The sequence below is a fragment of the Mycoplana sp. MJR14 genome, assembly GCF_029210525.1.
Classification (GTDB): domain Bacteria; phylum Pseudomonadota; class Alphaproteobacteria; order Rhizobiales; family Rhizobiaceae; genus Mycoplana.
Window position 1 is genome coordinate 48,019 of record NZ_JARGEO010000009.1, and the last position, 13,808, is coordinate 61,826.

General features: G+C 66.3%; 14 protein-coding genes. 8 read left to right on the top strand and 6 right to left on the bottom strand.

Annotated features, from left to right (window positions below; genetic code table 11):
- Positions 1-9: 9 nt before the first annotated feature.
- Both P0086_RS19045 and P0086_RS19050 read right to left on the bottom strand, forming a co-directional pair.
- Entirely contained in the window at positions 10-1,359 is a 1,350-nt protein-coding gene (locus P0086_RS19045) for a UdgX family uracil-DNA binding protein (RefSeq protein WP_345799319.1), read from the bottom strand.
- A gap of 257 nt (positions 1,360-1,616) precedes the next feature.
- Positions 1,617-2,849, bottom strand: a complete 1,233-nt coding sequence (locus P0086_RS19050) for a putative DNA modification/repair radical SAM protein (protein WP_275788402.1) — start codon at positions 2,847-2,849, stop codon at positions 1,617-1,619.
- A 246-nt stretch (positions 2,850-3,095) separates the two neighbouring features.
- Between P0086_RS19050 and greA the strand changes: the two genes are divergently transcribed.
- Both greA and P0086_RS19060 read left to right on the top strand, forming a co-directional pair.
- Positions 3,096-3,572, top strand: a complete 477-nt coding sequence (greA, locus tag P0086_RS19055; protein WP_112594358.1) for a transcription elongation factor GreA — start codon at positions 3,096-3,098, stop codon at positions 3,570-3,572.
- Between the two features lie 10 nt (positions 3,573-3,582).
- Positions 3,583-4,668 (top strand): glycosyltransferase family 4 protein, encoded by a 1,086-nt coding sequence (locus tag P0086_RS19060; protein WP_275788404.1) that lies wholly within the window; start codon positions 3,583-3,585, stop codon positions 4,666-4,668.
- Positions 4,669-4,678: 10 nt separating this feature from the next.
- Here P0086_RS19060 and P0086_RS19065 read toward each other — a convergent pair whose 3' ends face one another.
- Together P0086_RS19065 and P0086_RS19070 are read right to left on the bottom strand one after the other, a co-directional pair.
- The gene (locus P0086_RS19065) at positions 4,679-5,572 is read right to left on the bottom strand and encodes a glycosyl transferase (RefSeq protein WP_275788407.1); all 894 of its coding nucleotides are present in this window, start codon (positions 5,570-5,572) and stop codon (positions 4,679-4,681) included.
- A gap of 4 nt (positions 5,573-5,576) precedes the next feature.
- The gene (locus P0086_RS19070; RefSeq protein ID WP_112594364.1) at positions 5,577-6,044 is read right to left on the bottom strand and encodes an Lrp/AsnC family transcriptional regulator; all 468 of its coding nucleotides are present in this window, start codon (positions 6,042-6,044) and stop codon (positions 5,577-5,579) included.
- Between the two features lie 235 nt (positions 6,045-6,279).
- Between P0086_RS19070 and trxB the strand changes: the two genes are divergently transcribed.
- The 6 genes from trxB to P0086_RS19100 all read left to right on the top strand — a co-directional run bounded on the left by trxB (position 6,280) and on the right by P0086_RS19100 (position 12,994).
- Positions 6,280-7,254: a thioredoxin-disulfide reductase gene (trxB, locus tag P0086_RS19075; protein ID WP_112611071.1), complete on the top strand. Its 975-nt coding sequence runs from the start codon at positions 6,280-6,282 to the stop codon at positions 7,252-7,254.
- A 115-nt stretch (positions 7,255-7,369) separates the two neighbouring features.
- Positions 7,370-8,266, top strand: coding sequence for a LysR family transcriptional regulator VtlR (locus P0086_RS19080; protein WP_112594368.1), 897 nt, complete (start codon positions 7,370-7,372; stop codon positions 8,264-8,266).
- A gap of 611 nt (positions 8,267-8,877) precedes the next feature.
- On the top strand, positions 8,878-9,171 hold the full coding sequence (locus P0086_RS19085; RefSeq protein WP_275788412.1) for a metalloregulator ArsR/SmtB family transcription factor: 294 nt from the start codon (positions 8,878-8,880) through the stop codon (positions 9,169-9,171).
- 67 nt (positions 9,172-9,238) lie between these two features.
- A complete protein-coding gene (locus tag P0086_RS19090) occupies positions 9,239-10,357 on the top strand; it encodes an alkene reductase (RefSeq protein ID WP_275788415.1) in 1,119 nt (372 codons plus the stop codon).
- A gap of 442 nt (positions 10,358-10,799) precedes the next feature.
- The gene (locus P0086_RS19095) at positions 10,800-11,759 is read left to right on the top strand and encodes a lytic transglycosylase domain-containing protein (protein ID WP_275788418.1); all 960 of its coding nucleotides are present in this window, start codon (positions 10,800-10,802) and stop codon (positions 11,757-11,759) included.
- Positions 11,760-11,896: 137 nt separating this feature from the next.
- Positions 11,897-12,994, top strand: a complete 1,098-nt coding sequence (locus P0086_RS19100; RefSeq protein WP_275788421.1) for a calcium:proton antiporter — start codon at positions 11,897-11,899, stop codon at positions 12,992-12,994.
- A gap of 79 nt (positions 12,995-13,073) precedes the next feature.
- On the opposite strand, the gene P0086_RS19105 is transcribed toward P0086_RS19100, so the two are convergent.
- Positions 13,074-13,466, bottom strand: a complete 393-nt coding sequence (locus P0086_RS19105; protein WP_275788424.1) for a type II toxin-antitoxin system VapC family toxin — start codon at positions 13,464-13,466, stop codon at positions 13,074-13,076.
- Positions 13,463-13,723 (bottom strand): type II toxin-antitoxin system prevent-host-death family antitoxin, encoded by a 261-nt coding sequence (locus tag P0086_RS19110; protein ID WP_275788707.1) that lies wholly within the window; start codon positions 13,721-13,723, stop codon positions 13,463-13,465. The genes P0086_RS19105 and P0086_RS19110 overlap by 4 nt, the downstream gene beginning before the upstream one ends.
- Positions 13,724-13,808: the final 85 nt, after the last annotated feature.

Below are 13,808 nucleotides of genomic sequence, written 5' to 3' on the forward strand. Positions count from 1 at the left end.
CGGCCGTCCTCACATCGCCGCAGCCAGCCGTCCCGCCACGCTGATGTCTTCGTGAAACCGCGCCACCGCCTCCGCCCTCTTTCCCGCGTCCGGAATGCGCAGCAGATAGGAGGGGTGGACGGTGACGAAGAGGGCTCGCCCGTCCGCCATCGCCATCGGCGTGCCGCGCATCGCCTCCAGCTTCGAGCGCATGCCGGTCAGCGCGAACAGCGCCGTCGCGCCCATTGCCACCACCAGTTTCGGCCGCACCAGCTCGACCTCGCGGGCCAGCCAGAAGCGGCAGTGCTGCACCTCGTCGGCGTTCGGCCGCTGGTGGATGCGGCGCTTGCCGCGCGGCTCGTACTTGAAGTGCTTGACCGCATTGGTGAGGTAGAGCCCCGCCCGGTCGATGCCGGCGGCGGCGAGCGCTTCGTCGAAGACCTGCCCGGCCGGGCCGACGAAGGGGCGGCCGGCAAGGTCCTCGCGGTCGCCGGGCTGCTCGCCGACCACCATGAGGTCCGCGCGATCCGGCCCCTCGCCGCAGACCGTCTGCGTCGCCCGCTGGTGCAGCGGGCAGCGGGTGCAGGCGCTTGCCTCCTGCCGCAGCGCCGCAAGCGTGCCGGCCGGCGGCGGCTCCGGTCGGGGCAGCCGTGCGGCCCTCTCCTGGATGCGGCGGTGATAGGGCAAGGGCTCGCTCGCACCTCTCACCGCCATCGCCTGCAGGCTGGGCTCGGCCCGGGCGATCAGGCCGGGGATCAGCGTCGCCTCCGGCAGGTTGCGCCAGTATTTCTTCGGCATTTCCGCCTGCATCGCCTTCACCTTCAGCCGCGCCGGGTTGAAGATGCTGGCATAGTAGGTCCGCCACAGCTCGTCGGCGTCGTCGGCCAGATCGGGCTTGCGGCACGGCGTGCCGTCGAGGGTCAGCGTCCGCCCGTCCCAGGCGGCCGATCCCTTCGGCGTCGCGATCAGCCAGTCCATGTCGGTGAAGCGGCGCTGGAAGAACGGCGCCACGCGGGCGACGATGTGATGATCCGGCTCGAACCAGGCGACGAAGCGCCGCCGGCCGCCCGCCGGCCCGCCCTTCAACTCCTTGAAGCGCACGAAGGCCGTCATCTTGTGCGCATCGCGGCGCACGCTCTTCGCCATCAGGTTCGCCCGCACCACGTCGGCGTCGGAGGCGACCTCGAGCAGCCGCCGGTCCGCCTGCAGCCGCCACAGGAGCCGGTAGAGCAGCAGGAACCGGGCGGGATCGGAATGGCAGACGACGGCCGCAGCCAGCGCCGGGAAGGCGGCCGGCACCCGCGGCGGCCCCGAGGCCCCGCTTCCGGCGGCGGAGCCGTTCCCGACGGTCGCATCGTCGAGCGCCAGTTCTTCAGCCACCGCTCTTTCAGGCGCCAGTCTTTCGGGTGCCAATCTCTCGGGTGCCAGTCCTTCGGGTGCCAGTTCTCCGGGCCCCGATCTCCCGGCGCCGCCAACTGCCGATTCCCCGAACGCCAGTTCCTCGAACGCAAGCCCCGGCGAAGCGTCGCGCTCGCACCACTCGACCTCCCCCGGCGCCACGCCGGCGATGAGGAGGTCGCGCGCGGCGTCGCGCCATTCCGGAAAGTCCCCCCGGCCTTCCAGCGTCACCCGGCGCATCACAGCAGCGACAACTGCCGCGGCGCGGGCGCAAACATCGTGCGCAGGTCCGGCCGGTCGATCAGCCGCCGCGGCGTCCAGCCCTCGGCGACGATGAAGGCCTGCACCTTGCGGATCGAGACGCCGAGCCGTTTGAGGTCGTCGAGCCGCAGCCGTCGCAGCCGGCGCGCCGACAGGATCGCAGCCACCGTCTTCGTGCCGAGCCCCGGCACGCGCAGCAGCATCTCGCGCACGGCCCGGTTGACGTCGACGGGGAAGGCCGCCCGGTTCGCCAAAGCCCAGGCGAGCTTCGGGTCGAGGTCGAGGTCGAGCATGCCGCCCGGCTGGCTGGCGGTGATCTCCCCGATGTCGAAGCCGTAGAACCGGTAGAGCCAGTCCGCCTGGTAGAGCCGGTGCTCGCGCATCAAGGGCGGCTTGATCAGCGGCAGCGCCTTCGAACTGTCGGGGATCGGGCTGAAGGCGGAATAGTAGACGCGCTTCAGCCCGTAGCTCGAATAGAGCCGGCCGCTGGTCGAAAGGATCGTCGCGTCGTTGGCACCGTCGGCGCCGACGATCATCTGCGTGCTCTGCCCCGCCGGCACGAACCGTTTCGTCCGCCTGGTCTGCAGCGTCGGCTCCGCCGCCTCCTCGATCTTCAGCCGCAGTTCGCCCATGGCGCGGCGGATGCAGGCCGGCTTCTTCTCCGGCGCCAGCCGTGCGATGCCGCCGTCTGTCGGCAGCTCGATGTTGAGCGACAGCCGGTCGGCATGCAGCCCCGCCTCCTCGATCAGGTGCGGCGAGGCCTCCGGAATGGTCTTCAGGTGGATGTAGCCGCGGAAATTATGCGTCAGCCGCAGCTCGCGCGCGATCCGCACCATCTGCTCCATCGTGTGGTCGGAGGAGCGGATGATGCCGGAGGAGAGGAACAGCCCCTCGATATAGTTGCGCCGGTAGAATTCCAGCGTCAGCCACACCACTTCCTCCGGCGTGAACCGGGCGCGCTCGACATTGCTGGAGGAGCGGTTGACGCAATAGGCGCAGTCGTAGATGCAGAAATTGGTGAGCAGGATCTTCAGGAGCGAGATGCACCGCCCGTCAGGCGCATAGGCGTGGCAAATCCCCGCACCTTCCGTCGAGCCGAGGCCGCCGGTCGCAGCGGAATCCCGCTTCACCGTCCCGCTCGAGGCGCAGGAGGCGTCGTATTTCGCGGCGTCCGAAAGGATGGCCAGGCGTTCCCGAAGCGTTTTCCTCATCCGTATGTTCACTATATGTTCCGTTGCCATTCGTCAAGAATGATCTGCAACGCCGCGAAATCTCCACGCGGACGATCCCAACAACGGCCGGCTTTGTGACAGTGATGCGAATTTATCTGGAAATCGATCTGGACGATCTGCTATAAGCGCCCCAATTGAATCTGAACATGGTTCCGAAGTTTCCCTTCGGGACCTGTTTTGTTTTGTGTCTGCAACAAGCGGATACAGCGGGAAGGACAGAGGAAAATGGTCGATAAGGTGCCGATGACTCAGGGCGGTTTCGTCAAGCTGCAGGAAGAACTGCGCTGGCGCCAGCAGGAAGAGCGCCCGCGAATCATCGAGGCGATTTCCGAGGCACGTGCCCATGGCGACCTTTCCGAAAACGCCGAGTACCATGCGGCCAAGGAAGCCCAGAGCCACAACGAGGGCCGGATCACCGAGCTCGAGGACCTGGTTGCCCGCGCAGAAGTGATCGATCTCGCCAAGATGTCGGGCGACACCGTCAAGTTCGGCGCCCGCGTCAAGCTCGTCGACGAGGACACCGAGGAAGAGAAGGTCTACCAGATCGTCGGCGACCAGGAAGCCGACGTGAAGGAAGGCCGCATCTCCATTTCCTCCCCGATCGCGCGTGCGCTGATCGGCAAGGAGGTCGGTGAATCGATCGAGGTCAATGCGCCCGGCGGCTCCAAGGCCTACGAGATCCTGTCCATCTCCTGGGGCTGATGCGCCGGGCATGACCGGCTCCCCGGCAAAGGACGCAACCCGCGTCGACATCGCCGATGTCGACGTCGTCGCGCCGAACTTCAAGCGCCGGCTCTCCGGCGTCACCTCGACCATCATCCAGCTCGTGCCGATGCAGCGCCGGCTCGGCCAGCGGGTGGCGACGCTCGGACCGGGGCTGACGGCCGATATCCCGCATGTCCGCTTCTTCGATCTCCTGTCGCTCTGGCGCCCGCCGGCCGGCGGCAGGCACCGGGTCTGGCATGCCCGCCGCAACACCGAGATGCTGCCCGGCATCCTTCTACGCGACGTGCTGCGCATGCCGCTGAAGCTGCTCTTCACCTCCGCCGCCCAGCGCCGCCACAGCCGCTACACCCGCTTCCTGATCCGCCGCATGGATGCGGTGATCGCCACCAGCGGCCGCTCCGGCTCCTTCCTCGAGGTTCCGCACACCGTCATCCGCCACGGCGTCGACCTCGAGCGGTTCCACCCGCCGGCAGGCCCGGACGACACGATCGCGGCGACGGGCCTGCCGGGGCGATACCTCGTCGGCTGCTTCGGCCGCGTGCGCCACCAGAAGGGCACCGATCTCTTCGTCCGCGCCATGATCGCGCTGCTCCCCCGCAATCCGGACTGGACCGCCGTCATTTCCGGCCGCGTCACCCCCGAGCACAAAGGCTTCGCCGACGCCCTGAAGGCGGAGATCGCCACGGCCGGACTGTCGGATCGCATCGTCTTCCTTGGCGAGGTCGACGACATCAAGCCCTGGTACCGGCGGCTGTCCCTCTACGTCGCCCCCTCGCGCAACGAGGGCTTCGGCCTGACGCCGCTGGAAGCGATGGCCTCGCAGACGGCGGTGGTCACCTCGGACGCCGGCGCCTATGCGGAGATGACGATCGAGGGCGTGACAGGATCGGTGGTGCCCGCCGGTGACGGCACGGCGCTGACGGCAGCGATCGGCCGCGCCATGTCCGATCCGCAAGCGACGCTCGAGGCGGGCCGCAGGGCGCTCGACCACGTCCGTGCGACCTTCGCCCTCGAAACGGAGGCGACCGCGATCGGCGAGGTCTACCGCCGCCTGCTGGCGCAGTCGCCCTGACCCTTCCGGCTCAGCGCACCAGCCGGTCGTCGAAGGCGATCCCGATGTCGGAAAGGGCGGAGACGGGCGAGAAATTGACGAGCGCGATCCCCCGCTCCTCCGCAACGGTCCTTGCCAACGCGACATGCCCGAGGATGCGCGCCTCCGCCCCGGCGATCCCGGAAAAGGCGGCCTGCCCCCGCTCCTCGTAGAAGCGCGGCTCGGCGGCGTTGCTGATGTCGATGCCGATGAAACCGATTTTCGCCGGCCGCAGCGCGAGGGCGAACTGCAGCGCCGAAACCGCCACCGATCCGCCCTGGAACACGCCGCGCTCGGGGCTGAGCGAGACGCCGTATTCGCCCGTCGGATCCAGCCGCACGAAATCGAGCGCCCGGATCTGTGCGGCCGTGCGGCGCGGCAGGCCATAGGGCTTGCGGATATCGTTGATGAGGATCACCCGCCGGTCGGCGAGCCAGCCGCGATCGCGCTCGCAGATCGCCCGCAAGGCGGCGACGGAGAACAGGCACGCCTGCCCTGCCGCGATCTTCTCGCGCATCAGCTCGAAATGCCGGTAGACGAAGCGCTCGTCCTCGACGGCGACGGCGAGCGGCGCGGCGACCGGGCCGCCGGCGAGGTGGATCGCGCCGTTGAGCAGGATCGCGCTTGCAGGCTCCAGCCGGGAGAGATCGGCCCCGGCCACCGACGGTCCCGAGCCGACGATGTGGACCCATGCCCGGGTGGCGTCGATGAGGATGCCCGCATCCCGCAGCGTCGCCACCGGCTGGCGGCGATAGTGCAGCACCCGGCCCTCGTCGATCGAAAGCCCCGGATACCAGTCCTGCATGTGGGCGAGGTCTCGCCCGAGCAGCAGGCGCGCGCCGAGCTTGATCAGCGACCGGGACAGCGGGCGGTCGGAGCGTCCCAACGCCTCAGATCTCCACCAGCCCGAGCTTCTTGACCTGGCGGATCGTCAGCATGGTGCGGACCGTGTCGACATGCTCGTTGGCCGTCAGCACCTCGATGACGAAATCCTGGAACCGGGTGAGGTTGGCGGCGACGCAGTGCAGCAGGAAGTCGCTGTCACCGGAAACCATCCAGGCCTGCCGCACCAGCGGCCATTCGGCGGTGACGGCGGCAAACGCCTTGAGATTGGCCTCCGACTGGTGCTTCAGCCCGACCATGCAGAAGGCGACGAGGTCGAAGCCGAGCGCCGGCGCGTTCAGCATCGCATGATAGCCCTCGATGATGCCGGCCTCCTCCAGCTTGCGCACGCGCCTGAGACACGGCGGCGCGGATATGCCGGCCTTGGCGGCGAGTTCCACATTGGTCATGCGGCCGTCGGCCTGGAGTTCCTTCAGGATCTTGATGTCGATGGCATCGAGTTCTGCGCGAAACACGGATGAGATTCCCCTGTCTGTTTTGCACGCGCATTACCAGAAACCGCAAGCAGACGTAAGATAATTGCAGAGGCAGGCACAAAAATGTCACGCGCCCCCGCCAACCCTGTTGGCAAATGCGGGCTTGCCCTTGAATAATGGGGTCCCACACTCATAAATGAGCGACGATTTCCCTTTGAGCCCGCAAGGCGCATCTGTGCGCGACGTCGGGCGAGCATCGCCAAGGAGTGCAGCCATGTCTGCCCGTCACGTCAAGGTCCTGATCATCGGCTCCGGCCCGGCCGGCTACACGGCCGCCATCTACACGGCGCGCGCCATGCTGGAACCCGTCCTGATCGCCGGCCTGGAACAGGGCGGCCAGCTGATGATCACCACCGACGTGGAGAACTACCCGGGCTATGCCGATCCGGTCCAGGGCCCGTGGATGATGGAGCAGATGCTGAAACAGGCCCAGCACGTCGGCGCCGAGATCGTCAACGACCTCGTCACCAATGTCGACCTCGACGTGCGCCCCTTCCGCATTTCGACCGACAGCGGCACCGAATGGACGGCCGATGCCCTGATCATCGCCACCGGCGCCAAGGCGAAGTGGCTCGGCATCGAGACGGAGCACAAGTTCCAGGGCTTCGGCGTGTCGGCCTGCGCCACCTGCGACGGCTTCTTCTACCGCAACAAGGACGTGATCGTCGTCGGCGGCGGCAACTCGGCCGTCGAGGAGGCGCTCTATCTTTCCAATCTCGCAAAGACGGTGACGGTGGTCCACCGCCGCGATTCGTTCCGCGCCGAGAAGATCCTGCAGGAGCGCCTGTTCGCCAAGGACAACGTCAAGGTGATCTGGGATCACGAGGTGACGGAATACCTGGGCGCCGAGGCAAAGCCGCCGATGCCGGCATCGGTCAACGGCGTGCGGCTCAGGAACACCAAGACGGGTGCGGTGAGCGACATGGCGATCGACGGCGTGTTCGTCGCCATCGGCCATGCGCCGGCGGTCGAGCTCTTCCAGGGCAAGCTGAAGCAGAAGCCGAACGGCTACCTGTGGACGGCGCCCGATTCGACGGCCACCGACGTGCCGGGCGTTTTCGCCGCCGGCGACGTCACCGACGACATCTATCGCCAGGCGGTCACGGCCGCCGGAATGGGCTGCATGGCCGCGCTGGAGACGGAAAAGTATCTCGCGGGTCATATGCCTGTCGCAATTGCGGCCGAGTAGAAGCCGCCAATAACGCGAGGCGGGCCCGCCCGCACTCGCGGGAGTGGGAACAGATCATCAGCAACGGGCGGGAAACGGACGGCGTTCCCCGCCCTGAAGACATATGGGGGAAAGAATGGCGCTCGACTGGGACAAGCTGCGGATATTCCACGCCGCGGCGGAGGCCGGTTCGTTCACGCACGCGGCCGACAAGTTGCACCTGTCGCAGTCCGCCATCAGCCGCCAGGTCAGCGCGCTCGAGCAGGACGTCGGCATCAAGCTGTTCCACCGCCATGCCCGCGGCCTGATCCTGACCGAACAGGGCGAGATCCTCTACCGCACCGCCCACGACGTCTTGATGAAGCTCGAGAGCGTCCGGGTCCAGCTCACCGAGACGACCGAGAAGCCGAGCGGCAAGCTCAGGATCACCACCACCGTCGGCCTCGGCCAGGGCTGGCTGACCGACAAGGTGCAGGAGTTCCTGGCACTCTATCCCGACATGCAGGTGCAGTTGATCCTCGACAACGAGGAACTCGACGTCAACATGCGCCATGCCGACTGCGCCATCCGCCTGCGCGAGCCGCAGCAGTCCGACCTGATCCAGCGCAAGCTGTTCACCGTGCACATGCACGTCTACGCCGCCCCCTCCTACATCAACCGCTACGGCGAGCCGCAATCGATCGACGATCTCGACCATCACAAGATCATCACCTTCGGCGAGCCGGCGCCGAACTACCTGCTCGACGTCAACTGGCTGCAGATCGCCGGCCGGGATTCGGACAATCCGCGCCCGTCTGTGCTGCAGATCAATAGCCTCACCTCGATCAAGCGGGCGTGCCTGCTCGGCATCGGCATCGCCATGTTACCGGACTACATCGTCGGCCGCGACCCGGGGCTGCTGCAGCTCGTGACCAGCGCCGACGTGCCCTCCTTCGACACCTATTTCTGCTATCCGCACGAGATGAAGAACGCCGCCAAGCTGAAGGTCTTCCGCGATTTCATCGTCTCCAAGGCGCGCAACTGGAACTTCTGACCGGCCGCCGTTTGCCGGCCGCGTTTCCGCACGCCGCCGGCAACGGAGAACGGTCGAAATCCGGCGCATTTTCGCCGGATGCGCAAGTCGAAGCAAAGGCCTGCGCTCATCGCATGGCTGACATGCACACAAATTGATTGCTGCCTGCCCAAAAAACCATCATACAGCACCCAGCTGATGCACATCTGGTGGTTTTCCTCCCAGTGCCACCCGCAGCAGCTGTTCCCCTCTGGAGGTTTTTACCTTCATAACTATAAAGGGCCCAAGTTCATCTTGCGGCCCTCTTTTTTTGCCTGGTCGCCTGCGGTTTTTTGCTGCTTCGCAAATATTTTCTCCCTTGGCCTCGCGGCGCGACATTCCCTTCCCTTGAAAGCGCGCGCCCGTTGCCCCATATCCATTGAAGCCGATGCGACTGGCGGTCTTTCTCCTCCCAGTACCGCCGCATTGGCTGTTCCCCTCTGGAGGTTCAGACCTTCACACCTACAGGGCCCAGGCTTCGCTTGCGGCCCTTTTTTTTGCGCCCGCGAACATTTCCGATCCGACCGCCCTTGAATATCGAAGTTCCACGATCCATGTATCGATAAATCGCGATATGGCGAAATGAGACGGAGATGGATACGGTCGAAATCCTCAAGGCGCTGGCGCATCCGGCACGCCTCCAGATCATGAACTGGCTGCGGGAGCCCGAAAAGCACTTCGCCGGCCAGGAGCATCCGCTGGAGATGGGCGTGTGCGCCGGCCAGTTCGAGCGCTGCAGCCTGTCGCAGTCGACGGTCTCCGCCCATCTCGCCACGCTGCAGCGGGCCGGTCTCGTCACCACGAAGCGCGTCGGTCAATGGGTCTTCTACAAGCGCGACGAGGAAACGATCGCCGCTTTTCTGAAGCACCTCGACAGTTCTCTCTGATCCTCCCAACGCCGCGGACGTCTACGCGCCGCGGCCGATCCTCCCCCACCTGAAAAAGGAAATACCGATGACCAGCCTGTTCGACCCGCTTGAAGCCGGCGATCTCAAGCTTGCCAACCGCATCGTCATGGCGCCGCTGACGCGCAACCGTTCGCCGGGCGCCGTTCCCAACACGTTGAACGCCACCTACTACGAGCAGCGCGCCACCGCCGGCCTGCTGATCACCGAGGGCACCGCCATCACCCAGCAGGGCCAGGGCTACGCCGACGTGCCCGGCCTCTACAAGCCCGAGGCGCTGGAGGGCTGGAAGAACGTCACCGAGGCCGTGCACCGTGCCGGCGGCAAGATCGTCACGCAGATCTGGCATGTCGGTCGCGTTTCGCACACGAGCCTGCAGCCGAACGGCGGCCAGCCGGTCGCGCCCTCCGCCATCACCGCCAAGTCCAAGACCTACATCATGAACGAGGACGGCACCGGCGCCTTTGCGCCCACCTCCGAGCCGCGCGCGCTCGAGACCGCCGAGATCGCCGGCATCGTCGAGGACTACCGCAAGGCGGCCCGCGCGGCGATCGACGCCGGTTTCGACGGCATCGAGATCCACGCGGCCAACGGCTATCTGCTCGACCAGTTCCTGCGCTCGGGCACCAACCAGCGCACCGACGCCTATGGCGGTTCGATCGAAAACCGCGCGCGCTTCCTGTTCGAGGTCGTGGCTGCCGTCGTGGCCGAGATCGGCGCCGGTCGCACCGCGATCCGCATCTCGCCGGTCACGCCGGCGAACGACATCTCCGATCCGAACCCGCAGCCGCTGTTCGAGCACGTCGTGGCCGGCCTGCCGGACGACATCGCCTATATCCACGTCATCGAGGGCGCGACCGGCGGCGACCGCAACTACCTGCAGGGCGACGTGCCGTTCGACTATGCCGCGCTGAAGGCGGCCTACCGCAACAAGGGCGGCAAAGCCGCGTGGATGGTCAACAACGGCTACGATCGCGATCTCGCGCTCAAGGCTGTCGAGAGCGGCTATGCCGACCTCGTCGCCTTCGGCAAGCTGTTCATCGCCAATCCCGACCTGGTGGAACGGCTGCGCGAGAACACCCCGCTCAACGCCCCCGACCAGGCCACCTTCTACGGCGGCGGCGCCAAGGGCTACACCGACTACCCGGCAAAGGAGAAGGCCGCCTGAGGCGGCCCGCAAACGGCTCCCCTGGCCCGGTGAGCGGCCGGGGATGCCCGGCCCCTTGCCGTAGCGATCGACATGGCGGCGGAGCGCCCCTCATCCACCTGCCGGCACCTTCTCCCCGCAAGCGGGGAGAAGGACGAACGCCGCGGCGTCTCCGTTCCTCTCCCTGCGGACCCAGACGCGCCGGCAGTGCCTACGCCTCGGGCAGGCACATCATAGGTCCCCTCTCCCCGCCTGCGGGGAGAGGGCCAGGGTGAGGGGCTTCTTCATCCCCAGGACTGCGAGATCCGTGCTGCGCGCACTACCCTCCACCCGGCCTTGCCAGGCCCGACGGTCCCCCACCCCGTTTCCCTCCGGCGATCACCGTGCAACGCCTGCGCGTTGCCTCACTTCCTCCACGGATCCGGACAATGCTGTCAGGCGAACGGTCGGCGCGGGGGATGAGATGGCGTTTGCTGAGGCATGGCGGCGGGGGTGGGCCCGGCGGCTGAAAGCCGTCCTGCCTGCCGTCGCACTCGCCCTGCCGCCGATCCTCGCAGCGCCGCCCGGTGCATCCGCCCAGTCCGAGTTCCGCGCCCCGCCCCCGTGCCTCTTCGCCGATTGGCTTTCCGACGGCACCAGACTGTGCGTCAGGCAGGACACCTACAACCGCGACATCTGCAACGCCATGGAGCGCTATGCGCTCTTGAACGGCCTGCCGCCGGATTACTTTGCCAGGCTGATCTGGCGGGAAAGCCTCTTCCGCCCCGACGCCGTCAGCCCCAAGGGGGCGGAGGGGATCGCCCAGTTCATGCCCGGCACGGCCAGGCTGCGGGGGCTGGAGAACAGCTTCCATGCGCTGCAGGCGCTCGACGCCTCGGCCGAATACCTCGCGGAACTGCGCGATCGCTACGGCAATCTCGGCCTGGCCGCCGCCGCCTACAATGCCGGCGAGACGGGACTGGAGAATTTCCTGTCGAACGGCCGGCTGCCCTTCGAGACGCGCGCCTATGTCATGGCGATCACCGCCAACACGGCCGAGCAATGGAAGGACGCGCCGCCGGAGACGCTCGATCTGGCGCTCGAAAAGGACAAGCCCTTCCAGGAGGCCTGCGTGGCGCTGGCCGAAAGCCGGCGGATGCGCGAGATCATCTTTCCCGACGAGGGCGTCTGGGCCCCCTGGGGCGTGCAACTCGCCGCCCATTTCAGCAAGCCCGCCGCCCATCGCCTGTTCATGATGGCGCTGGAACGGCTGCCGGCGCCGATCAACGCGGAAAAGCCGCTGATCCAGCGCGAGCGCCACGCGCGCTTCGGCGCGCGGCCGCGCTACACCGCCCGCATCGGGCGCCAGTCGCGCGCCGAGGCCGACGATCTCTGCAACGACATCCGCCGGGCCGGCGGCGCCTGCATCGTCTTCAAGAACTGAGACGGCCGCTTCCGCGCCCGATGCGCGGTTGCCAGATCACGATTGCCGCCTATCTTGCATGGAAACGGTCTTCGCCAATCATTCCCGATGGTTAGGCGACGATCCGGAATCATCTTCTGACGTCGCGGACAATCCTCTTGACCAAGCCAGGCCTCATCCGACGCGAACGCTTCCTCATTATCGCCCTTCTGGTGGCGGTCGCGGCCTATGCGGGCGAACACGAGATCCTCGCGGCCGGACGCGCGCCGACGCTGATCGCCGCCTTCGGCATCGTCGCCACCATCATCCTGGCGTCCACCCGCGTCGCCCATCATGCCGAGCTCCTGGCCATCAAGGTCGGCGACCCCTACGGCACAATGATCCTCACGCTTTCCGCCGTCCTGGTGGAAGTCGTCGTCCTTGCGATCATGATGCAGGGGGAGGCTTCGCCGACGCTGGTGCGCGACACGATCTATGCTGCCGTCATGCTCGACATCAACGGCATCATCGGGCTTGCGGCCCTGCTGGGCGGCCTTCGCCATGGCGAGCAGCCCTACAACGACGATTCCAGCCGCACCTACAGCGTGATGATCCTGACGGCCATGGGCATCTCCATGATCGTGCCGGAATTCGTGCCGCGCGAAAGCTGGCAGCTCTATTCGGCCTTCACGATCTGCGCGATGATCGCGCTCTATACGCTGTTCCTGCGCCTGCAGGTCGGCCAGCACAGCTATTTCTTCAGCTACGCCTATCCCCGCGCCGGGCGCGGCGATCCGCAGGCACACGCCGAAGGCGACGACGGCCCTGCCCTGCCCTCGATCCTCGTCATCCTCGCAGGCGTGGTCCTCATCGGCGCGCTGGCCGAGGTGATGTCCGCCACGCTCACGACGGGACTTCAGGGCACGGGCGCGCCGCCGGCGCTGATGGCGGTGATCGTCGCTGCGATCTCCGCGGCGCCCGAGATCCTGACCGCGATGCGCGCAGCCCTCGCCAACCGCATGCAGCCGGTCGTCAACATCGCCATGGGCGCCTCGCTTTCGACCGTCATCCTGACCGTGCCGGTGATGGAGACGATCGCGCTCTACACCGGTCAGCCGTTCATCATGGCGATGACGCCGGTGCAGACCGTGATGGTCGCCATCACCCTCATCGTCGCCGCCATCAATCTCAACGACGGCATGACCAACGCCATCGAGGGCATGACCCACTTCATCCTCTTCGCGACCTTCCTCATGCTGACGTTGATCGGGATATAGTGCAGCATTTTCAATACGTTGATCCCTTCTCCGGAATCAGATCGCGAGACACCTCACATGCCGCAGCAACAAGCTTACGCTACGGCTTCCAGGACAAGGGATGGTCGACCAGCATTCGGTCCGCCGTCACGAGCTGCAATCCCTCCACGTGGCATTGAGCGAGCAAGAGCCTGTCGAATGGGTCGTTCGTCGCGGGTGCCGGCTCAGCGACCTCCACGACATGCAGCACGTCTACAGGAAGAATACGAAAGCCCGACGCGACGAGAAATCCGGCGATATCCTTGAGCTCCATTCCCGGGTCAAGCTTGCCGAGCCTCGTCTTGATGGCAATTTCCCAAAGGCTTGCAACACTGGAAAACGCAGTGATCCCTTCTGCGAGCAGCAAGCGGGCGACGGGCGGAAAACGCTGCTCGAGATCGCTACGCAGCACTGAGAGCAATATGTGTGTGTCGAGCAAACACTGGACGCTCATTGCGCCGGCCTGACCAAGAAGTCCTCAGGCAACGGATCGTCGAAATCATCGGCAATGTAGGGAACGGGATCGGAGATCCCTCGCGCCCGCAGATACGCCCGGCCGGCCTCCAGGTCGATGCCCGCCGGCTGCCCATGCGGCACGATATCCAGAACGGGCTTGCCGTCCCTTGTCACGACGACGGTCTCGCCCTGCTCGACCCGCAGGGCAAGTTCGCCGAAATGGTCCCGCGCCTCTTTCATGGACACCGTCTTCATGGAGAGGAATGTATGGTGCAGATCGAAAGGCGTCAACGAAAACGAAAAAACCCGCCATCGCTGGCGGGTTTCGTCGGGATCGGTC